Source organism: Thermus aquaticus (assembly GCF_001280255.1).
In the GTDB taxonomy this organism is placed as follows: domain Bacteria; phylum Deinococcota; class Deinococci; order Deinococcales; family Thermaceae; genus Thermus; species Thermus aquaticus.
This window is the reverse complement of the sequence record NZ_LHCI01000106.1, coordinates 257,508-277,428: the sequence shown is the minus strand read 5'-3', so window position 1 is coordinate 277,428 and position 19,921 is coordinate 257,508. Positions and strand designations below refer to the sequence as shown.

The window sequence follows — 19,921 nt, the reverse complement described above, 5'->3', positions numbered from 1 at the left end:
GCCAGATGACCGTAGAAGAACGCCTCTACAAGCTAGAGGGCATCGTGGAAGGGGTGATGGCCGTCCTCCCCGACCGGGTGTCCGCCCTGGAGGCGAGGATGGACCTTCTCCGCCAGGAGGTGAAGGCGGAGATGGCCAGCCTCCGCCAGGAGGTGCGGGCCGAGATCTCAGGCCTCCGCCAGGGGATGGAGGAGAAGTTCAACGGCCTGCGCCAGGAGGTGAAGGCGGAGATCTCCGGGCTTCGCCAGGAGATGGAGGAGAGGTTCAATGGTCTGCGCCAGGAGGTGCGGGCCGAGATTGCGGGCCTCCGCCAGGAGATGGACGGGCTCCGCCAGGAGGTGAAGGCGGAGATCTCCGGGCTTCGCCAGGAGATGGAGGAGAGGTTCAATGGTCTGCGCCAGGAGGTGCGGGCCGAGATTGCGGGCCTCCGCCAGGAGATGGACGGGCTCCGCCAGGAAGTGAGGGCGGAGATCGCCGGTCTTCGCCAAGGGATGGACGGGCTTCGCCAGGAGATGAGGGCGGAAATGGCCGGCTTCCGCCAGGAGATGGAGGAGAAGTTCAACGGCCTGCGCCAGGAGGTGCGGGCCGAGATCTCAGGCCTCCGCCAGGAGATGGCCGGCCTCCGCCAGGAGGTGAAGGCGGAGATCAACACCGCCTTCAACAAGGCCATGCTCTACTTCACGGCCATCGCCGTGGTTCTGGGAGTCCTCACCCTTTTGCGCTAGGGGAGGCTCCCCCCTTCAGGACCACCACCGTGACCCCGTGCCCTCCCTCGTTGGGGGGCGCGTCGGCGAAGGCCTCCACCCGTTTGTCCCGGCGCAAAACCTCCCGGATGGCCTGGCGTAAGGCGCCCGTGCCCTTGCCGTGGAGGAGGCGGAGGGTGGGGAGGCCCAGGGCGCGGGCCTCCTCCAGGGCGCTATCCACTTCCAGAAGGGCCTCCTCCACGGTGAGGCCCCGGAGGTCCACCTCCTTCACCTCCCGGCGGGGCCTGAGGGGGAGGGCCTTGGGGGTAGCCTCCTCCTGGAGGGGCTTGAGCTCGGCGGCCTTCAGGCTCATCTTTAGGGGGCCTACCTGGACCAGGGCTTCCTCTCCCCGGATCTCCAGGAGCCGGCCCCGCTTCCCCAAGGAGGGCACCTCCACCGCTTGGCCCGGGGTGAGGCCCGGGGGGGGCGGGGGCGGCGGGGCCTTCTTGGCGTAGCGCTCCTTCAGGGCCATGAGCTCCCTCAGGGCGTCCCGCTTGCCCTCGGTCCTGGCCTTCTCCCTGATGGCCTTGATTTCGGCCTCCACCTGGAGAAGGCGCTGACGCACCTCCTCCTCGAGGGCCTTCAGGCGCCTTTGCCGCTCCTCGGCGAAGCCCTTCTCCCGGGCCAGAAGCTCCCGCTTCAGGGCCTCGGCCTCCTCCAGGGCTTTCTGCAGGTGGCGCTTTTCCTCCATGAGAGCCAGGCGCTCGGCCTCTAGCTTCTCCAGAAGGGCTTCCAGCCGCCCTCCCTCGGGGAGGAGGGCCTCGGCCCGCCTCAGGACCGCCTCGGGCAGGGCCAGCCTCCGGGCGATGGCCAGGGCGTAGCTCCGCCCCGGCACCCCCAGGACCAGCTCGTAGGTGGGGCGCAGGGTGGCCAGGTCAAAGCGCATGGAGGCGTTCATGATCCCCTCCCGCCCCTGGGCGAAGGCCTTGAGGGGGGAGAGGTGGGTGGTGACCATCCCCTTGACCCCGCGGGCCAGGAGGGCCTCGAGGATGGCCTGGGAGAGGGCCGCCCCCTCCTCGGGGTCGGTGCCGCTTCCCAGCTCGTCTATGAGGACCAGGCTCCTCTCCGTGGCCCCTTCCAGCATCTCCTTGAGGCGCTTCAGATGCCCGGCGAAGGTGGAGAGGCTTTCCTGAAGGGACTGCTCGTCGCCGATGTCGGCGTAGACCCGGTCGGGCCAGGCCAGGGTGGCCCTCTTAGCGGCCACGAAGAGGCCGGACTGGGCCATGAGGACGGCGAGGCCCAGGGTCTTGAGGAGGGCCGTCTTGCCCCCCATGTTGGGGCCGGAGATGAGGAGGAGGCGGTGGGTTTCGTCCAGGGCGAAGCTGTTCTTGACCGGGTTCTCTATGAGGGGGTGGAAGGCCTCCTCCAGGGCGTAGCCCTCCCCGAACCGGGGGCGGGAAAGCCCCAGGTCCCTGCTCAAGGCGGCCTGGGCCTGGACTAGATCCAGAAGGGCCAGGGCCTCGAGGGTCCCCGGCACCCCGGGGTCCTCGGCCAGGCGCTGGGAGAGTTCCCTGAGGATCCGGTTCACCTCCTCCTCCTCCTGGAGCCTAAGGGCGTAGAGGCGGTTGTTGAGCTTGACCACTGAGAGGGGCTCTATGAAGAGGGTGGCCCCGGACTCGGACTCGTCCAGGAGGAGGCCCGGGATCTTATGGGCCATCCCGGCCCGCACCGGGATGCAGTAGCGCTCCCGCCTAAGGGTGACGAAGCGGTCCTGGACGGCCTCCTTGTGCCGGTCCATGAGGGCGTAAAGGCGGTTCAGGATCTCCTGGCGCAGGGGGTGGAGTTCCTGGCGGATCTGCTTGAGGCGGGGGCTGGCCTCGTCCCGCACCGCCCCCTCCTCGTCCAGGGCCTTCCTGACCCGAAGGAGGAAGGCCCCGTGGTCCCCGATGCCCGCCGCCACCTGGCTCAGGGCGTTTTGCAGGGGAAGGAGCTCCTCCTTGAGGGCCATGGCCTCCTCGAGGGCCTGGGCCGCCCGAAGGAGCTCGGGGCCGGAAAGCCTCCCTCCCGCCTTGGCCCGCTCCCAGGCCGCCTTCAAGGCCCCGGCCTCGGGGAGGGCGTAGGGGTAGCTGAGGGCCTCCTGGGTGAGGCCGTGGCGCCTTTCCGCCTCTTCCCGGGAAAGGGGAGCCAGGCCGAGGGCCAGCTCCTGCCCCAAGGGGGTCTTGGCCCTCGTTGCCAGGAGGGCCTTCACCTTGGGGAACTCCAGGACCTCGAGGACGTCCCGCACAAAAGCCCAGTATAGCCCGGGGCTAGCGCTTTAGGAGCCTGAGGGCCAGCCGCAAAAGGAGCTGGGCCTGGGGGCTTGTGGCCCTCTGGAAGAGAGCCCCGATCCGCCCCAACCTCCCCCAAGGCAAGAGGGAAAGGAGGGCGCCCAACAGGGCGAGAAGCCGCCCTTTTTCCTCGGGGGAAAGGCTTTCCCAGCGGGCTTTGGCCTCAAGGAGGAGGGCGAGGAACCTCTCCCTGAAGCCCGGGGTACTGGGGTCCACGCTCCGAAGGCCTTCCGCTTGGGCGAGGAGGTCTTTGGGCGGGCCTTTGGGTTCCATTCTTCTAGGATACGGGCTCCAGGAGGAGGTAGCGGGCCTCCACCTCCCCCGCCACCTCCTGGCCCGTGAGGAGGTCCACCCCCTGGGGAACCCGAAGTCTGGCCCCTTCTTTGGCGAAGTAGGCCAGGACCTCCTTCCCCCGCCACCGCCGGCGGAAGGCCAGGACGCCCTCCGGGGCCTCCAGGGGCAGAAGGCCCCCCTGGCGGAGGGCGGGGTGGGTCTTTTTGAGGTGGACGAGGCGCTTAAAGAAGCGGAGGAGGTCCCGGTCCCAGGCCGCCTCGTCCCAGGGAAAGGGGGCGCGGCAGTAGGGGTCCCCCGCCCAGACCTCGTAGGGGTTGGGCTGGGAAAGGCTGATCTCGTCCCCGTAGTAGATGGCGGGGCTTCCCGGGAAGGCGAAGAGGAGGGCGTAGGCCAGCTTGAAGCGCTCCTTATCCCCCCTAAGCCGCCACAGGGCCCGGGGGATGTCGTGGGAGGAGAGGAGGGTGTACATGGTGTGGCGGAGCTGGAGGGGCAGGGCGGCGTAGTGGTCGTGGAGGACCTGCCAGACCTCGTGGGCCCCTAGAGGGGCGGGAAGGCCGTGGACGTCCCTTCCCGAAAGCCAGGCCATGACCGGGTGGGCGAAGCCGGCGTAGTGCATGGCCCCGTCCAGGGTGTGGGCCCGTAGGGTGGGGACGGTGTCGTAGGAGAGCTCGCCGAAGACGAAGGCCTCCTCCCGCTCCTCCTTGGCGGCCCGGGCCAGGGCCCTAAGCCAGCGGGCGTTCTTGCGGTTGGTCCCCCCCTCCCCGATGGCGTGGGCCACGTCCAGCCGCCAGCCATGGCAGAGGCGCATCCAGTGGCGGATGGGGGCCCTTTTGCCGAAGACGAAGCGCTCCTGGGTCAGGGGGGAAGCGTAGTCCAGCTTGGGCATCTGCCGGACCCCAAAGAAGCTCTGGTAGGAGCCGTCGGGAAAGAAGGTGAACATGGTGCGCTCGGGGCTTTTGGGGTCTAGGGCCTTCTGGAACCAGGGGTGGGTGGCCCCGATGTGGTTGAAGACCCCGTCCAGGACGAGTTTCATCCCCTGGGCCTCGAGGGCCTGGTAGAGGGCTTCTAGGGCCTCCTCCCCGCCCAGGTGGGGGTCCACCTGGAGGTAGTCCTCGGTGTCGTAGCGGTGGCTGCTGGGGCTTTTGAAGATGGGGGTGAGGTAGAGGGTCTCCACCCCCAGGTCCTGGAGGTAGGGCAGGGCCTCCAGGACGCCAAAGAGGTCCCCTCCGTAGAACTCCCGGGAGCCGTCGGGCCCCGGGGGCTCGTGCCAGGCCTTCCTTCGGATGGGCTTACCCCCGTAAAGCCAGGCCCCGTCCTGGGGGGCCAGGTCCTTTGGCCCCTGGCGGAAGCGGTCGGGAAAGATCTGGTAAAAGACCGTGCCTAGGGCCCACTCCGGGGGAAGGGGATGGGCGAGGAGGTGGAAGAAGCGATCGTAGCGGGGAAGGGCCTTCTCCAGGCCGTGGCTTCCCCAGTAGCCTTCCGGCAGGCGGAAGAGGTAGCGGAAGGGGCTCTGGGCCACGGCCACCTGGGCCTTGAGCCCGCCCGGGACCCGGGCCATGGGCTTTTGCAGGACCTCCCCGTCCTTCTCGTAGAGGAGAAGCCCCTCCTGGGCCTCGGTCTCCAGGAAGATCGCCACCTCCTCTCCCAGGCGGGGGAAGGGGGGCGAGAGGTGCTCGAGGTCGTGGTAGTTCATTCTTTCACGGCCCCCGCCGTGTAGCCGGAGACGAAGTACTGCTGGAAGCCGTAGAAGAGGAAGAGGATGGGCAAAGAGCCCAGGACGCTGGCGGCGGCGAAGACCCCCCACTTGGTCTGGAACTGGCCGGTGGTGAAGCTCCTAAGCCCCACGCCCACGTTCCAGCTCTCCACCCCGGTCAGGACCAGGTTGGCCAGGACGAACTCCGAGTAGGTGCCCACGAACTGCAGGAGGAAGATGAAGACGAACATGGGGGCGGAAAGGGGCAGGAGGATCTTGGTGAAGACCTGCCACTTGGTGGCCCCGTCGACCATGGCGGCCTCCTCGAGGCTGGGGCTGATGCTCTCCAGGTAGCCCTTGTACACCCAGGTGCCGAAGCTGATGATGCCGCCGGAGTAGGCCAGGACCAGGCCGGTGAAGGTGTTCAGGAGGTCCAGCCGGGACAGGAGGTAGTAGATGGCCACCAGGGCCAGAAACCCCGGGAACATCTGCACAAAGATGAAGAAGAGGAGGAGGGGGTAGCGCCCGGGCAGGTGGCGGAAGCGGGCGAAGGCGTAGCCGGCGGTGGCCGTGAGCAAGACGGCGAGAAGCCCCGTGAGCCCGGAGATGAGGAAGGTGTTGCGCACCCAGAGGAGGAACTTGGTCTCCGTGCCCTGGCCGGTGAACTGCTTGGGGGAGAGGCTTAGGGCCAGGGCGAAGATGGCGAGGGCCATCAGGAGGAGGAGCCTTCCCTGCCAGAAGCCCATCCACTCCTCCTCCGGCAGGAGGCGGCGCAGAAGCCCGATGCCCGCCACCCCCAAAAGGGACAGACCCGCCAGGAGGGCGAGCGCAACCTGGTACGGGTAGAGGACCACCCCCTCCACCAGCCTGGCGTAGTTTTCCAGGGAGGGCTCGGGCAGGTAGGGGATGACCTTGGCGTCCAGGAGCAGAAAGCCCGTATTCGGCCTCTTAAAGCTGAAGAGGTTGTTGGTGGGGTCAAAGCTGGCCGCCACCACCTGGACCACCGGGTAGTAGACGAGAAGAATCAGGACCCAGAGGAAGAGGTGGGTGATGCCCTGGAGGAAAAGGGGCCAGGGGCTTCGCCGCCTTCCCTGGAGGCGGTTCACAAGGGCGGTGTAGGCCAGGCTGTAGAAGAAGATGAGAAGCGCGAGGAGGAGGATAACGCCCAAGGCGTAAGCCCACCCGTAAGGCACGAAGACGCTGCCCAAGGCCACCTGCTTGCGGTAGGAGCCCTCGTCAAAGAGACGGGTGGCGGCGAACCAGTAAACCCCCCATAGGACAAGGCCGGTGAAGAGAAAGGCCAGAACCTTCCGCATCTACTTCACCTCCCTCAGGGCTCCCGTGACCCGGAAGTTCACCAGGCTGATGGCCACGGTGATGGCGAAGATGATGAGGCTGATGGCCGCTCCCAGGCCGTAGGCCGACTGCCCCTCGGCGCTGAAGGCGGTCTTGTAGGCCCAGGAGATGAGGATGTCCGTGGCCTGGGCCGTGGCCAGGCGCCCTTCCTGGGCTGGCCCCCCGCCCGTGAGCAGGTAGATGATGTAAAAGTTGTTGAAGTTGAAGGCGAAGGAGGAGAGGAGGATGGGCACCATGGGCTTCTCCAGAAGGGGAAGGGTGATGCCCCATAGGGCCTGCCAGGGGGTGGCCCCGTCCACCCTGGCCGCCTCGTAGAGCTCGTCGGGGATGGTGGAGAGGGCCCCCAGGGTGGCGGTCATCATGTAGGGGAAGCCGAGCCAAAGGTTGACGAGGAGGATGGCCACCTTGGCCCAGTCGGGGTCGTTGAGCCAGGGGATGGGGTAGATCCCCAAGACCCCCAGGAGGCGGTTGATGGCCCCGAAGTTGTAGTTGAGGAGGGCCACCCAGACCTGGACGGTGATGACCCCGGGCAGGGCCCAGGAAACGATGAGCAGGGTCCGGTAAAAGTTCCTCAGCTTGAGGCCCTTGTTGTTGAGGATAAGGCCCAGGATGAGGCCCAGGAAGGCGTTCAGGAGCACGGTGGCGGTGGCGAAGACCACGTTCCAGGCGAAGACGGGAAAGAGGGCCTGGTTGGCTTGGGACAAGATGAAGGCGAAGTTCTTTAGCCCCACGAAGCGGAAGGCGTTCACCTTGGCCACGAACTCCGCCTGGAAGGGGGGTGCGCGGTCCAAAAGGAGCTCCGCCCCCTGGGCCTCCAGGATCCTGGCCCGCATCCGGTGCCCCTCGGCGTAGACCTCCACGGGCTCCCCCTGGCAGGGGTCGCACCGCAACGCCTCGGCCACGGGCTCTTCCAGGAGGAGCCTTGGGCCCTCCTGCTTCACCACGGCGGTCTCCGTGGAGCGGTCGGGGAGGTTGTTCCTCTGCCCCGAGTAGTCGGTGAAGGCCAGGTAGACGGTGAGGCCGATGGGGTAGAGGGTGAAGACCAGGAGGAAGGCCAAGGCGGGGAGGAAGTAGTACCAATCGGTGAGCCAGGGGAAGAGGCGGCCCACGGCCACCGCCCCCGGTACCATGACCAGGAGGGCTACCGCCAGGATGGTCCAGCCCGGGAGGGCCAGGTGGGGCTCGAGGAGGAGGTAGGCCAAGAGGCCCACCCCCGTGGAGAGGAGAAGGAGGCCCAAAAGGAGGGCGAGGGCCAGGAGGAAGCCTTTGAGACCAGGAGGATGCCGCATGGCTCAAGGATAAAACCCCCCACAGGGAAAAAGGTCCTGTGGGGGGCGGTCATGGGGCTTACCTGCCGATGGCCTTCTTGATCTCGGCCACCATGTCCTCCACGATCTTCTTCACGTTGGAGTCGGGCTTCTGGATGGCTAGGGAGATGGCGTTCCCCCAGGGGCCCCAGACCTTGCCCATCTCGGGGATGTTGGGCATGGGGGTACCCAGGGCGAAGACCCGGGAGAAGCCCGCCACCACGGGGTCCTTTTCCAGGCTCTTGGCGGCGCTCTTGGACACGGGGACGCGGCCGCCCGCCTGGTTGAAGCTCACCAGGTTCTTGCCGGAGACCAGGGTCTTGGCGAAGTTCACCGCGGCGGTCTTGTTCTTGGAGTAGGCGTTCACCACCACGCCCTGGACCCCCAGGAAAGGCCCCCAGGGGTTCTTGGCCCCGGGCGGGGTGGGGAAGGGGGCGATGCCGAAGTCAATCTTGGCCTTCTTGTAGTCCCCAAGGGCCCAGGGGCCGTTGATGATCATGGCCAGGGCCCCGTCCTTGAAGGCCCCATCGGCCACCCCGTAGTCCACGCCCTCGGGCACCAGGTTGTAGCGGAAGCGGAGGTCCTTGATGAACTGGAGGGCCTTCTCCCCCACCTCGCCGCCTAGGAGGAGCTTGGAGGGGTCCAGGTTGCCCCGGGCGTCCTTGGCGAAGACGTTGTCCGCCCCGTAGGCCCGGAAGAAGCCGAAGTTGAAGTAGGGGTCGCCGATGTTGTAGAGGAAGCCGAAGGTGGAGCCGGTGGTGTGCCGCCGGGCCAGGTCCAAGAACTCCTCCCAGGTCTTGGGGGGCTCCTTCACGTACTTCTTGTTGTAGATGAGGGCCACGCTCTCGGCGAAGGCGGGCAGGCCCAAGAGCCTACCCCCGAAGGTGAAGGCCTCCACGGCCACGGGCTGGATGTCCGCCAGGTAGCTTTGGGTCACGTACTTGCCCATGGGCTCGAGGACCCCCGCCTGGGCCATCTCCCCCAGCCAGTCGTGGGGGATGGAGACCAGGAGGTCGGCGGCCTGCCCCTGGGGTGCCCCCAGGATGAACTTCTGCTTGATGTCGCCGAAGGGGACCTCCACCACCTCCACCTTGGTGCCGGAGGTCTTCTCAAAGGTCTTGGCCTGGGCCTTAAGCCACTCCAGCTCGGGGCCGCCGAAGTGGGTCCAGACGGTGATCTTCCCCTGGGCGAGGGCCAGGGAAAGGCCTAGGGCTAAAAGGGCCAGCGCTTTTCTCATACTCCCACCTGCGGGCGCGTGGTAGCGTTTCCGCTCCAAGGTTTTTTCGCGCCCTGCCCCCTAAGCATACCACCAGCCTGAGGGACAGGTGCCCCTAAAGGAGGGCCCGCACCACCTCAAAGGCGATGAGGGCCAGGATGCCCACCTCCACCGCCTGGCTGCGGAGGTGGGCCACCTCTTCGGTGACCATCTCGTAGGTGGCCTCGAGGGCCCTCAGCTTCTCCTCCACGCTCCGTTCCAGCTCGTGGGCCCCGTAAAGCTCCAGGGCGGCCCGGTAGATCTTGGCGTAGAAGAGGTCCTCGGTGATGCGCAAGGCTCCCTCCATCCGGGCCTTGACGTCGGCGATCTCGGCGTGCCGGGCCATGAGGTGCCGCCTCAGGCGCTGAAGCCGGCCGTAGCCCCAAAGGCCCCGCACCCTTAGGACCTGGGGCACCCTTTCCAGCTCCTCGGTGAGGACCCGGTCGTAGTAGGAGAGCTCCAGGAGCTGGGCGTGGACGAACTCCACCAGGTCGGCCACGTCCCAGATCCCCTCGGAGTCCAGGATCAGGACCCGGTCAAAGCCCAAAAGGGCCAGGTCCTCGGTGGAGTAGCTGTAGCGGTAGCGCTCCATCTCCCGGCGCACCTCGGGGGCGAACTCCTCCCGGGTCCCCATCCACAAGGGGGTGAGGTCCACGGGGGGGGCGTGGGCCTTGGCCCCCTCGAGGCCCAGGGCGTGGTAGACCACGAACTCCTCGGAAAGCCGCTTCTCCTCGGGGCGGAGGAGGGCCCCTTGGAGGTAGGGCTCCAAAGCGGCCAGCTCCGCCATAAAAAAGCCCTCCCAGAAGGGAAGCTCGGGCATGGCCAGGGCCTTTTCCACGAAGGCCTCCCACGGCAGCCTTTCCCCCAGGTGCACCCGGAAGGAGAGGGAGGCCACCCCGAACTCGTAAAGCCGGGCGGTGAGGAGGCCGGAAACCCCTTCCACGCTCCGCACCCCCAGCTCCAGCTGGGCCGGGGGGTTCTGGAAGCGCACCGCTCCCAGCCGGGGGCGGGAGAGGCGGAGCCTGGGCGTGCCCAGGCGGGCGAGGTCTATCTCGTCCGCCAGGTCAAAAAGGCGGTAGAGGGCGATGTGGGGCGAGAGGACGTTCATTCCAGCCTGGAGATCTCCCGGGGCGGGGGGCCCTTTTCGTAGGCCTTGAGGAGGGCCTCTAGGGCCCGGCCCCGGTGGGAGTAGCGGGCCTTCTCCTCCAGGCTCATCTCGGCGAAGGTCTTCCCCGCCTCGGGGATGAAAAAGAGGGGGTCGTAGCCGAAGCCGCCCTCCCCCCGGGGAGCCTCCAGGATCACCCCCTCCACGCTCCCCTCGTAGGCCTCGGCGTGCCCGTCGGGGTAGGCCAGGACCAAAACGGCCACGAAGCGGGCCCGCCTCTCCTCCCCCTTCAGGTGGCGCATCCTCTCCAGGAGGTAGACGTTCCGCTCCCGGTCGGTCTCCCGTCCCCCGTAGCGGGCGCTGTAGACCCCGGGCTCGCCCCCCAGGGCGAAGACCTCGAGGCCCGAATCGTCGGCCAAGGCGGGGAGGCCCGTGGCCCTGGCCACGTAGGCCGCCTTCAAAAGGGCGTTTTCCAGGAAGGTGCTCCCCTCCTCCTTGGGCATGCGCAAGGGGAAGTCGGCCAGGGAGAGGAGGGTCCAGCCCAGGGGCTCTAGACCCGCCCTCAGCTCCCGCACCTTGCCGGGGTTGGAGGTGGCCAGGACGACCCGCATCCCCTTCAGGATACCGCCTTCAGGGCCGCCAACCACCTCTTCCGGGGTATCCGGGGCGGTAGCCCAGGGCGTAGGCGGGGTGGCCCTCCCCAAAGCGGGCCGAGCCGAAGACGGACACCAGAGGCACGTCTATTTCCGCGAGGGTCTCAAACCCTTCCACGAATTCCGCCAGGATGCGGAAAAGCCGCCAGCTGTCCTCGTGGTGGAGCTGGTCAATGAGGGGCTTCTTACCCATGCCCCCAGCCTAGCCCGGCGGAGGGGTGATACCACCCCATGCTGGCTTGAGGTGGCGTCAGAGCTCTTCCAGGCTTACCCGCCTCAGGGCCTCCACCCGCACCCCCAGGCGCTCGGCCAAGGCCTTATAGCTTTCCGGGTCCCCGGTCACGTAGTGGACCACCTGGCCCCTGCCTTCCGGGTTCAAAAGCCCCTCGGCCGCCAGGGCCTCGGCCACCCTCCCGGCCGTGGCCTCGGCGGAGTCTATGAGGGCCACCCGGGGTAGGACCTCCTGGATGGTCCTTTTCAGGTAGGGGTAGTGGGTGCAGCCCAGGATGAGGGCCTCGAGGTCCTCCGGGGCCTCCTCGAGGTAGTGCCGGGCGATGAGGAGGGCCACGGGGTCGTCCCAGAGCCCCTCCTCCACCAGGGGGACGAAGAGGGGGCAGGCCTTGGCCCAGGAGAGGTCTACGTAGCGCTCGTAGGCTCGGCTACCCACCGTGGCCTGGGTGCCGATGAGGCCCACCTTGCGGTAGCCCTGGGCCACCTGGGCCGCCGGCTCCAGGACCCCGAAGACGGGCACGGAAAGGTCTTCCGCCAGGTCGGGGAGGGCGGCGGAGCTCGCCGTGTTGCAGGCCACCACGATGGCCTTCACCCCCTCCCGGAGGAGAAAGCCCGCGATCTCCCAGGCGAAGCGCCGCACCATGGAGAGGGGCTTGCCCCCATAGGGCACCCGGGCCGTGTCGCCGAAGTAGAGGAAGTCCTCCTGGGGAAGGGCCTTCTTCAGGGCGGTCAGTACGGTGAGCCCGCCCACGCCCGAGTCAAAGACGCCGATGGGGGCCTTGGGGTTCCTCACGGGGGCCAAGCATACTGGACGGCCGAGGGGGGGTGCTATACTATCGGGGTTGCCCCAGGGGGGCAGATCCCTAAGGAGGTGCGCAAGTTGCGGCTGGTCACGTCTGAATCGGTCACGGAAGGGCACCCGGACAAGCTGGCGGACCGGATCTCCGACGCCATCCTGGACGCCCTCATCGCCCAGGACAAGAAGGCCCGGGTGGCGGCGGAGACCCTGGTCACCACGGGGCTTGTCTTCGTGGCGGGGGAGATCACCACCGAGGGGTACGTGGACATCCCGGGCCTGGTGCGCAAGACGGTGCGGGAGGTGGGCTACACCCGGGCCAAGTACGGCTTTGACGCCGACACCTGCGCCGTCCTCACCGCCATAGACGAGCAGTCCCCGGACATCGCCGGAGGCGTGAACCTGGCCTACGAGTGGCGGGTTCTCAAGTCCACCGATCCCTTAGACCGCGTGGGGGCGGGGGACCAGGGCCTCATGTTCGGCTACGCCACGGACGAAACCCCGGAGCTCATGCCCCTCCCCATTACCCTGGCCCACCGCCTCACCATGCGCCTGGCCGAGGTGCGCAAGACGGGCCTCCTGCCCTACCTGCGCCCCGACGGCAAGGCCCAGGTGACCGTGGTCTACGAGGGGGACCGGCCCCTTTACGTGAAGACCGTGGTGGTCTCCGCCCAGCACTCCCCCGAGGTGGAGCAGGAGCAGCTTAGGGAGGACCTGATCCGGGAGGTGGTCCGCCAGGCCATCCCGGCGGAGTACCTCAAGGAGGGGGAGACGGAGTACCTCATCAACCCCTCGGGCCGCTTCATCCTGGGAGGCCCCCACGCCGACACCGGCTTGACGGGCCGGAAGATCATCGTGGACACCTACGGAGGGGCGGTGCCCCACGGGGGCGGGGCCTTCAGCGGCAAGGACCCCACCAAGGTGGACCGCTCCGCCAGCTACTACGCCCGCTACATGGCCAAGAACCTGGTGGCGGCGGGGCTTGCGAAGCGGGCCCTGGTGGAGCTCGCCTACGCCATCGGCAAGGCGCGGCCCGTGTCCTTGCGGGTGGAGACCTTCGGCACCGGGGTCCTGCCCGACGAGAAGCTCACGGAGATCGCCGCTAAGGTCTTTGACCCGAGGCCCCTGGCCATCATTGAGGAGCTGGACCTCCTAAGGCCCATCTACACCCCCACCAGCGCCTACGGCCACTTTGGCCGGCCCGGCTTCCCCTGGGAGGAGACGGACCGGGTGGAGGCCTTGAGGCGGGAAACGGGGCTTTAAAGTACCCCGCCGTGGCTCTTGCCACGGCGGGGGCCCCAAAAGGACGTACCGGAGCCTAGTTCTCTGGGTTAGGCCGTCTCCAACCGGTTTTTCCCCGCGCGCTTGGCCCGGTAGAGGGCCTCGTCTTTAACGGAGCCTTAACGGCCCCTAGTCCTCCAGGTAGGTGTACCCCTGGAGCTCCCGGGCGTAGCGTTCCAGGAAGGCCCCCTTTTCCGCGGGGGAGAGCCGGCTTTGCCGCACCAGGCGCTCCACCCCGAGCATCAGCTCCCGGGCGGTGAAGCCCATCTTCTCAATGACCTTCTCCGCCGTCTCTCCGGGGACGAAGCGCTCTATGGCGAAGCCCTCCTCGTCCACCTCCACGTGGGCTTCCCCCACCTGGCCGAAGAGGTTGTGGTTGCTGCCCAAGACGTCCTGGTAGGCCCCTATCAGGAAGACCCCCAGGTAGTAGGGCTCCCCCGGGCGCACGGGGTGGACGGGAAGGGTGTGGCGCACGTCGTGGAGGTCAATGAAGCGGTCAATCTTCCCGTCGGAGTCGCAGGAAATGTCCACCAGGGTGGCCCTGCGGGCAGGGGGCTCGGAAAGACGGCTCAAGGGGACGATGGGGAAGAGCTGGTGGATGGCCCAGGCGTCGGGGAGGCTTTGGAAGATGGAGAAGTTGCACACCAGCTTGTCGGCCAGGAGCTTCTCCAGGTCCTCCAGCTCGTCGGGGGCGTAGGGAAGGCTCTGGGCGATGGCGTAGACCCGCCGGGCGATGTGGTAGAAGATCTCCTCCGCCAGCGCCCGGTCCTTCAGGGACACCAGGCCCAGGTCGTAGAGGGTTTGCAAGGTATCCTTGTCGGCGAAGGCGTCGTGGTAGACCTCGCGGAAGTTCTTAGCCGAGAGGTTTTCCAGGCTTTCCCAGAGTTCCTTGACCAGGGGGTGGGCCTCCTCAGGGGGGGGCGCGGGCTTTTCCTCCCCGGGAGGCGTGATGACGTCAATGACCTCCAGGACCAGGACCTCGTGGTAGGCGGTCACCGCCCGGCCGGACTCCGTCACCAGGATGGGGTGGGGCTCTCCGTGGGCCTCCACCACCTCCTTGGTCACGTAGACCAGGTCCTCGGCGTACTCCTGAAGCGTGTAGTTGGCGGAGGCGTAGAAGTTGGTCTTGGAGCCGTCGTAGTCCACGGCCAGGCCGCCCCCCAGGTTGAGGTAGCGGAGGGGGGCTCCCAGTTTCCTGAGCTGCACGTAGGTCTGGGCCGCCTCCCGCACGGCGGCTTTGATGCGGCGGATGTCCGTGACCTGGCTGCCGATGTGGGCGTGGAGCATGACCAGGGTGTCCAGGAGGCCCTCTTCCTTAAGGATCTCCACCGCCTTGACGATCTCGGGGGTGGTGAGGCCGAACTTGGCGTTCTCTCCCCCCGAGGCCTCCCACTGCCCCGCCCCCTTGGCCTTCAGCTTGTAGCGGATCCCCAGGCTGGGCCTCACCCCCACCTCCCGGGAGAGGCGGAGGACCCTGGGGAGTTCCGCGAACTTCTCCAGGGTGATGACCACGTTGCGGCCCAGCTTCTTGCCCATGAGGGCCAGGCGGATGAAGTCGTCGTCCTTGAAGCCGTTGGTGGTGATGAGGGCCTCCTTGGAGAGGTCCTGGGCCAGGATCAGGGCCAGCTCCGGCTTGCTGCCCGCCTCGAGGCCATGGTGGTAGGGCCTACCCGCCCGGGCCACGGTCTCCAGGACCAGGCGGCGCTGGTTGACCTTCACCGGGTAGACCCCCCGGTAGCCCCCCCGGTAGCCGTACTTCTCCATGGCCCGGAGGAAGGCCTCGTTGAGCTCCCGGACCCGGGCCTCCAGGATCTGGGGGAAGCGGAGGACAAGGGGTAGGGGCCGCCCCTCGTCCCTCAGGGCCTCCACGATCTCCAAAAGGGAGGCGGAAGGCCCTTCAGGGCCCAGAGGGGTCACCTCCAGCTCGCCCCTTTCGCCTACCCGGAAAAACCCCGCCCCCCAGTAGGGGACCAGGTAGACCTCCTCGGCTTCTTTGGGGGAAAAGCGCTTGGCCGTCTTCAATCCGGGTCAACCTCCGCTATGAGTGTAGGGCCTGGGCCAGGGCTTGCAAAGAGGAGAAGTAGGCGAAGCCCTCCCCCTCGGGAAGCCCGGGGGGGTCCAGGAGGTAGAGAAGGGGTCCCTCCTCGTTGACCAAAAGGTGGCCCCGGGCCTTCAGGAGGGGCCTCAAGGGTTCGGGGGCCTGGAAGAAGAGGGGGAAGGGGCCAAGCTCCTCCAGCACCGCCTCGAGGAGGTCCAGCCAAAGGGCCATGGCCCCTTCCTCCACCCCCTGGGGGACGAGGAGGCGGACCGCCCCCCGCTTCTCCCCAAAGCGCCGGAAGCGCCTCAGGAAGCGCCTGAGGGTGCGCCTTTCCTCGCCGCTTGGCCTAAAGGTGAGGTGCTTGTGGCCGAGGGCGCTAAAGAGGAACCCCGGGGGGGCGAGGGCCTCGAGGCGGCCCAAGGTCCTTTCGTCTGGCAGGCGGTGCCACCAGGAGAGCTCCACCGTGGGGAAGACCTGGCGGTAGGCCTTGAACCCGCCGGGAAAGCCCCGGTAGCCTTGGAGCCCCACCAGGATCTTTCTGGGGCCCCCATCCCGGCGAAGCCTTAGATGGGGTATCTTTAGAGCCATGCCTCCAGAAAAGCCCGCCCCACCCGGGCCATGAGGGGGGTGATGATATGCCCCGCCCCCTCCTCCACGAAGCGGGCCAGCCGGCCTTCGGGGTAGTGGGGCCTGAGGGCCTCTACGGTCTTCTCCATGCGCTCCAGGGGGACGATCAGGTCCCTGGTGCCGTGGAGGTGGAGAAGGGGTACCCCTCCGTAGGCCTCGCCCTTCAGGGCCGGGGGGGCCTGGTAGAGGGCGGCCACCTGGGGGTCCTGAAGGCTCTGCCCCTGGGGAAGCTTCATGGGAAAGCCGCTCCCGATGAAGGCCAGGGCCCCTCTTGGCCGGAAGCCCCGGGAGAGGAGGAGGTGGACCACGAAGGCGCCCAGGCTTCCCCCCGCCAGAAAGAGGGGAAGGCCGTAGCGGGCCCTGGCCTCCTCCGCCACCCGCCAGGCCTCCTCGGCGAAGGCCAGGGCCACCTGGTAGACCTCCTCCACGTAGCGCCCGCTCTTGGCGGAAGGGGGCGTGCCCCTTTCCCCGTGCCTAGGGGCGTCGGGGGCCAGGAGGAGGAAGCCCGCCTCCTTAAAGCCGGGAAGCAGGGAGAGGATGTGCTCCTTGGAGCCCTGGAGGCCGTGGAGGGCGAGGAGGATGGCCCTGGGGTTTTCCGGGATCTGGGCCAAGACGGGAAGGCCGGCGAGCACGAGGCGCCTTTCCATGCTAGGTGAAGAGGCTGGAGACGGACTCGCCCCGGTGGATCCGCCAGATGGCCTCGGCGAAGATGGGGGCCACGGTGAGGGTCTTGAGCTTGGGGGCTTCCTTGGGAGGGCAGGTGTCGGTGGCGGCCACCTCCTTGACCGGGCTTTTGGCGATGCGCTCTAGGGCTGGCCCCACGTAGACCCCGTGGGTGGCGGCAGCGTAGACCTCCTTGGCCCCGGCCTGCATCAGGGCCTCCACCGCCTCCACCAGGCTCCCCGCGGTGGAGATCTCGTCGTCCACGATCAGGGCCGTCTTGCCCCTGACCTCCCCCACCAGCATCCGCACCCGCACCTCGGTGTCGGAGACCCGCTCCTTGTCTATGAAGGCCAGGGGCAGGCGGAGCCTTCTCGCTAGGGAGCTTGCCCTTTTAAGGTCCCCGGCGTCTGGGGCCACCACCACAGCGTTTTCCAGGTCCACCCTGGTGGCGAAGTGGTTGGCGATTACGGGTTCGGCGGAAAGGTGGTCCACGGGGATCTTGAAGAAGCCGTGCACCTGGGGGGAGTGAAGGGTCATGGTGAGGACCCGGTCCGCCCCGGCGGTCTGCAGGAGGTCGGCGATGAGCCTGGCGGCGATGGAGATGCGGGGGGAGTCCTTCTTGTCGCTCCTGGCGTAGGAGAAGTAGGGGATGACGGCGGTGACCCGGGCGGCGCTGGCCCCCTTGGCGGCGTCCACCATCATGAGGAGCTCCATGAGGTGATCCTGCACCGGGGGGGTGAAGGACTGGACGATGAAGACGTCCCCTTCCCGGAGGCTCTCCTCAAAGCGGACGAAGAGGTTGTCGTTGGCGAAGCGCTGGGTGGTGCTCCTGCCCAAGGGTATGCCCAGGGCCTCGGCGATGGCCCGGGCCAGGGGCTGGTTGGACTGGCCGGAGAAGATCAGAAGGGGGCGGTCCATGCCGTCCCCCAAGATACCACGCCCTGGACTGGGGTCCCCTGCCCGGCCGGCGTGGATTAGAGGGGGGTGATGGCCTCCTGGAGGGGGGTGGTCACCTCCGGCCCTTCCGGGTGAAGGTAGACGTTCACCTCCGTGCGCACGCCGAAGCCCTCCAGGTAGACCCCCGGTTCCACGGTGAAGGCCAAGCCCGGGACCAGGGGGCGGAAATCCTGGGTCTCCAGGTCGTCCAGGTGGGGCCCAAAGCCGTGGACCTCCTCCCCCAGGTTGTGGCCGGTGCGGTGGCGGATGTAGGGCCCATACCCCATCTCCTCCAGAACCCCCCTGGCCACCCGGTCCACCTCGTACCCCCGGGGGTGGCGCCCTTCCCGGTAGGCCCTGGCCACGAAGGCGATGGCCTGGTCCCGGGCCTCCCGCACCGCCTGGAAGGCCCGGTGGGCGGCCTCGCCCACCTCGAGGCCCGCCATCCAGGTGATATCGGCGTAGACCCCGCCCGGCTCCTTGGCCCACAGGTCCAGAAGGGCCACCTCTCCTTCCTCCAGGGCCTTCTCCGTGGGCGCGTGGTGGGGGTTGGCGCTGTTCTTCCCAAAGGCCACCATGGGAGGGTGGTCAAAGGTGAGGCCAAGCCCCTCCAGGACCTGGGCCATCCGCGCCTGGACTTCCCTTTCCGTGGCCTTGGGGTTTTCCCGGAGGAAGGCCAAGCCCGCGTCCTTGGCCTGGACCAGGCCGGAGGCCGCCCGTCTATGGGCCTTGAGCTTCTCCTCCTCCCAGGTCTGGAAGAGGAGGAGGAGTGGCCAGGAGGAGGCGACCTCGAGGCCCATCCCCCTGAGGAGGTCCAGGGTCCCTCCGTCCACCTGGGAGAGGTAGGGGATCCGCCCCCCGGGCACGTACTCCAAGGCGATGCGCCAGGAGCCCTCGAGGGCCTGGGCAAGCCCCTCCAGGAAGCCCTGCCAGGTGTGGTAGGTGCGCCGCTTTCCGGGAAGGGGCGGGAGGAGGCTTGCCTCAATGGCGTGGCAGAGGAGGGTGGGCTCCCCCTCCTGGGGAAGGAAGTAGGCCAGGCGGCGGGTGAGGTGGAGGTGGCCCAGGCCCAGAACGTGAAGGGCCACGGGGTTGCTCCGCCCGAAGGAGTAGAGGAGCCAGCCGTCAAACCCTTCTTCCCTTAGCACCGCCTGCACGCGGGACACGTCCATGCCCTCATCCTAATCCCTTGGAACCTGCCTCACCTTTCTTCACCCCCGCCGTGCTAGCCTTACAGTAGGGAGGTTGGGACATGGTAGAAGCCCAGGAGGCGGTCATCCGCATCACCCCTTTGGCGGCGGAAAAGGCCAAGGAGATCCTGGCCCGCTACGGCAAGGAAGGGGCGGCCATCCGGGTCTACATCAAGTCCGGGGGGTGCTCGGGCTTCCAGTACGGCATGGCCGTGGACGAAAGGGAGCTGGAGGGGGACACCTTCGTGGAGATGCACGGGGTGCGCCTGGTGGTGGACCAGAGGTCCCTCCCCTACCTGGTGGGCTCGGAGATAGACTGGGTGGAAAGCCTCATGGGCGGCGGTTTCACCGTCCACAACCCCAACGCCATAAGCACCTGCGGTTGCGGCCACTCCTTCCGCACCAAGGACCAGGAGGGGGAGGCCCGCACCTGCGGCCACTAGCTAAAGGAGGGGCCTGGCTTCAGGCCCCTTTAGCTTTTCCCCCGTTGACCTTAAGCCTGGCTGGCGTATAATACCCTCGGCCACTTAGAGAGTGCCGAGAACGCGAAAGGAGGCCATATGAGGAAAGTAGGCAAACTGGCTGTACTCGGTTTAACCGCCCTAGGGCTGGCCCTGGCGGGGCCCGCGGACAACAGCCTCATCGTGGGGGCTTCCCAGGAGCCCAGGGTCCTGGCGGGGGACTTCCTCTCCGTCATCTCCAACCAGTCCATCAAGGCGGAGATACAAAACTACCTCTTCGTCCCCTTCATCACCTTGAACCTGGACGGGCAGAACACCGCTGTCCTGGCCACCGAGGTGCCCACCACCCAGAACGGCCGGGTGCGGTTCACGGACATCGGCCAGGGGCGGAAGCGCCTGGAGATCGACATCACCATCCGGCCCGACGCCCGCTGGTCCGACGGCCGCCCCATCACCACCGAGGACGTCCAGTTCTACTTTGAGGTGGGCAAGGCCAAGGGCATGCCTGTCCTCGACCCCGACTACTGGGAGCGGGTGAACCTCCGGGTGCGGGACGCCCGCAACTTCACCGTGATCTTTGAGCCCGCCTACGCCACCGACCTCATCGGGAGCCCCATCGGCTACGCCCCCAAGCACATCATGGGCGCGGCCTGGGAGCAGGTGAAGCGCCAGACCGCGGGCCTGGACCCCACGAGGGATGCCGCCCGGTTGGCGGAGATTTACCGCAAGTTCTTCACCGACTTCTCCACCCCCGCCTACCTGAACCAGGGCAAGATGGTCTACCAGGGCTTTACCCAAAACTCCTTCCTCGCCCTCCCTTAGCCTGCTTCAAGAGTTCTTGGGTGACTTCATAGTTGAGCAGGCGAACCAGGCCCCTCAGGAGCAGGTACGGACCATCCCTCTCGCTGGGCAGCCCCAGCTTGCCCCCGAGCTGCAAGGTCTCAAGCCCCAGCCCCGTCTTCAAAAGCCGGAAGAACCGCTCCACCTCCCACCGCCTGCGGTACGCCTCCACCACCTGCGCCGCCTCC

At 67.5% G+C, this 19,921-nt stretch carries 18 protein-coding genes and 2 pseudogenes; 4 read left to right on the top strand and 16 right to left on the bottom strand.

Going from position 1 to position 19,921, the window contains the following annotated elements; all coding sequences use genetic code 11:
- The first annotated feature begins 5 nt into the window (after nt 1-5).
- On the top strand, nt 6-725 hold the full coding sequence (locus BVI061214_RS02420) for a coiled-coil domain-containing protein (protein WP_053767140.1): 720 nt from the start codon (nt 6-8) through the stop codon (nt 723-725).
- Here the strand turns inward: BVI061214_RS02420 and BVI061214_RS02415 are convergent.
- The 10 genes and pseudogenes from BVI061214_RS02415 to murI all read right to left on the bottom strand — a co-directional run bounded on the left by BVI061214_RS02415 (nt 709) and on the right by murI (nt 11,697).
- Entirely contained in the window at nt 709-2,967 is a 2,259-nt protein-coding gene (locus BVI061214_RS02415; protein WP_053767139.1) for an endonuclease MutS2, read from the bottom strand. The genes BVI061214_RS02420 and BVI061214_RS02415 overlap by 17 nt on opposite strands.
- Nucleotides 2,968-2,989: 22 nt before the next feature.
- Complete coding sequence (locus BVI061214_RS02410) at nt 2,990-3,283, bottom strand: hypothetical protein (protein WP_053767138.1); 294 nt, start codon at nt 3,281-3,283, stop codon at nt 2,990-2,992.
- 4 nt (nt 3,284-3,287) lie between these two features.
- Nucleotides 3,288-4,997: a glycoside hydrolase family 13 protein gene (locus BVI061214_RS02405; RefSeq protein WP_053767137.1), complete on the bottom strand. Its 1,710-nt coding sequence runs from the start codon at nt 4,995-4,997 to the stop codon at nt 3,288-3,290.
- Nucleotides 4,994-6,313, bottom strand: a complete 1,320-nt coding sequence (locus tag BVI061214_RS02400; protein ID WP_053767136.1) for a sugar ABC transporter permease — start codon at nt 6,311-6,313, stop codon at nt 4,994-4,996. The genes BVI061214_RS02405 and BVI061214_RS02400 overlap by 4 nt, the downstream gene beginning before the upstream one ends.
- Nucleotides 6,314-7,642, bottom strand: a complete 1,329-nt coding sequence (locus BVI061214_RS02395; RefSeq protein ID WP_053767135.1) for an ABC transporter permease subunit — start codon at nt 7,640-7,642, stop codon at nt 6,314-6,316.
- A gap of 58 nt (nt 7,643-7,700) precedes the next feature.
- Nucleotides 7,701-8,897: a sugar ABC transporter substrate-binding protein gene (locus tag BVI061214_RS02390; protein WP_053767134.1), complete on the bottom strand. Its 1,197-nt coding sequence runs from the start codon at nt 8,895-8,897 to the stop codon at nt 7,701-7,703.
- A 94-nt stretch (nt 8,898-8,991) separates the two neighbouring features.
- Nucleotides 8,992-10,023 (bottom strand): RMD1 family protein, encoded by a 1,032-nt coding sequence (locus tag BVI061214_RS02385; RefSeq protein ID WP_053767133.1) that lies wholly within the window; start codon nt 10,021-10,023, stop codon nt 8,992-8,994.
- Nucleotides 10,020-10,631: an RdgB/HAM1 family non-canonical purine NTP pyrophosphatase gene (rdgB, locus tag BVI061214_RS02380; protein WP_053767132.1), complete on the bottom strand. Its 612-nt coding sequence runs from the start codon at nt 10,629-10,631 to the stop codon at nt 10,020-10,022. Before rdgB ends, BVI061214_RS02385 begins: the two co-directional genes overlap by 4 nt.
- 49 nt (nt 10,632-10,680) lie before the next feature.
- Nucleotides 10,681-10,866 (bottom strand): annotated as a pseudogene (locus tag BVI061214_RS02375) (TIGR00730 family Rossman fold protein); the annotation flags it as partial.
- 57 nt (nt 10,867-10,923) lie between these two features.
- The gene (gene murI, locus BVI061214_RS02370; RefSeq protein ID WP_053768562.1) at nt 10,924-11,697 is read right to left on the bottom strand and encodes a glutamate racemase; all 774 of its coding nucleotides are present in this window, start codon (nt 11,695-11,697) and stop codon (nt 10,924-10,926) included.
- 87 nt (nt 11,698-11,784) lie between these two features.
- On the opposite strand from murI, the gene metK reads away from it, so the two are divergent.
- On the top strand, nt 11,785-12,963 hold the full coding sequence (metK, locus tag BVI061214_RS02365) for a methionine adenosyltransferase (RefSeq protein WP_053768561.1): 1,179 nt from the start codon (nt 11,785-11,787) through the stop codon (nt 12,961-12,963).
- 147 nt (nt 12,964-13,110) lie between these two features.
- Here metK and speA read toward each other — a convergent pair whose 3' ends face one another.
- The 5 genes from speA to BVI061214_RS02340 are packed head-to-tail and all read right to left on the bottom strand — an operon-like array spanning nt 13,111 to nt 18,414.
- Complete coding sequence (gene speA / locus BVI061214_RS02360; RefSeq protein ID WP_053767130.1) at nt 13,111-15,003, bottom strand: biosynthetic arginine decarboxylase; 1,893 nt, start codon at nt 15,001-15,003, stop codon at nt 13,111-13,113.
- Between the two features lie 16 nt (nt 15,004-15,019).
- On the bottom strand, nt 15,020-15,607 hold the full coding sequence (locus tag BVI061214_RS02355; protein WP_082333109.1) for a DUF72 domain-containing protein: 588 nt from the start codon (nt 15,605-15,607) through the stop codon (nt 15,020-15,022).
- Nucleotides 15,598-16,293: an alpha/beta hydrolase gene (locus BVI061214_RS02350; protein ID WP_053767129.1), complete on the bottom strand. Its 696-nt coding sequence runs from the start codon at nt 16,291-16,293 to the stop codon at nt 15,598-15,600. The genes BVI061214_RS02355 and BVI061214_RS02350 overlap by 10 nt, the downstream gene beginning before the upstream one ends.
- Before the next feature lies 1 nt (nt 16,294).
- Entirely contained in the window at nt 16,295-17,227 is a 933-nt protein-coding gene (locus BVI061214_RS02345; RefSeq protein WP_003047444.1) for a ribose-phosphate diphosphokinase, read from the bottom strand.
- Nucleotides 17,228-17,283: 56 nt separating this feature from the next.
- Complete coding sequence (locus BVI061214_RS02340; protein WP_053767128.1) at nt 17,284-18,414, bottom strand: M24 family metallopeptidase; 1,131 nt, start codon at nt 18,412-18,414, stop codon at nt 17,284-17,286.
- A gap of 80 nt (nt 18,415-18,494) precedes the next feature.
- Here BVI061214_RS02340 and erpA point away from each other — a divergent pair, with 80 nt between their 5' ends.
- Together erpA and BVI061214_RS02330 are read left to right on the top strand one after the other, a co-directional pair.
- A complete protein-coding gene (gene erpA, locus BVI061214_RS02335) occupies nt 18,495-18,875 on the top strand; it encodes an iron-sulfur cluster insertion protein ErpA (RefSeq protein ID WP_053767127.1) in 381 nt (126 codons plus the stop codon).
- A gap of 117 nt (nt 18,876-18,992) precedes the next feature.
- Nucleotides 18,993-19,682, top strand: a pseudogene (locus tag BVI061214_RS02330) (peptide ABC transporter substrate-binding protein); the annotation flags it as partial.
- Nucleotide 19,683: 1 nt separating this feature from the next.
- On the opposite strand, the gene BVI061214_RS13390 reads toward BVI061214_RS02330, so the two are convergent.
- Nucleotides 19,684-19,921: transposase (locus tag BVI061214_RS13390; protein WP_248841706.1), on the bottom strand; the 238-nt coding region annotated here is incomplete at its 5' end.

What these genes read in the sequence shown, in the direction of transcription:
- BVI061214_RS02420 (WP_053767140.1), top strand. Translation starts at nt 6, where the DNA reads ATGACCGTAGAAGAACGCCTCTACAAGCTAGAGGGCATCGTGGAAGGG.
- BVI061214_RS02410 (WP_053767138.1), bottom strand. Translation starts at nt 3,283, where the DNA reads ATGGAACCCAAAGGCCCGCCCAAAGACCTCCTCGCCCAAGCGGAAGGC.
- BVI061214_RS02405 (WP_053767137.1), bottom strand. Translation starts at nt 4,997, where the DNA reads ATGAACTACCACGACCTCGAGCACCTCTCGCCCCCCTTCCCCCGCCTG.
- BVI061214_RS02400 (WP_053767136.1), bottom strand. Translation starts at nt 6,313, where the DNA reads ATGCGGAAGGTTCTGGCCTTTCTCTTCACCGGCCTTGTCCTATGGGGG.
- BVI061214_RS02395 (WP_053767135.1), bottom strand. Translation starts at nt 7,642, where the DNA reads ATGCGGCATCCTCCTGGTCTCAAAGGCTTCCTCCTGGCCCTCGCCCTC.
- BVI061214_RS02390 (WP_053767134.1), bottom strand. Translation starts at nt 8,897, where the DNA reads ATGAGAAAAGCGCTGGCCCTTTTAGCCCTAGGCCTTTCCCTGGCCCTC.
- BVI061214_RS02385 (WP_053767133.1), bottom strand. Translation starts at nt 10,023, where the DNA reads ATGAACGTCCTCTCGCCCCACATCGCCCTCTACCGCCTTTTTGACCTG.
- rdgB (WP_053767132.1), bottom strand. Translation starts at nt 10,631, where the DNA reads ATGCGGGTCGTCCTGGCCACCTCCAACCCCGGCAAGGTGCGGGAGCTG.
- BVI061214_RS02355 (WP_082333109.1), bottom strand. Translation starts at nt 15,607, where the DNA reads ATGGCTCTAAAGATACCCCATCTAAGGCTTCGCCGGGATGGGGGCCCC.
- BVI061214_RS02350 (WP_053767129.1), bottom strand. Translation starts at nt 16,293, where the DNA reads ATGGAAAGGCGCCTCGTGCTCGCCGGCCTTCCCGTCTTGGCCCAGATC.
- BVI061214_RS02345 (WP_003047444.1), bottom strand. Translation starts at nt 17,227, where the DNA reads ATGGACCGCCCCCTTCTGATCTTCTCCGGCCAGTCCAACCAGCCCCTG.
- BVI061214_RS02340 (WP_053767128.1), bottom strand. Translation starts at nt 18,414, where the DNA reads ATGGACGTGTCCCGCGTGCAGGCGGTGCTAAGGGAAGAAGGGTTTGAC.
- erpA (WP_053767127.1), top strand. Translation starts at nt 18,495, where the DNA reads ATGGTAGAAGCCCAGGAGGCGGTCATCCGCATCACCCCTTTGGCGGCG.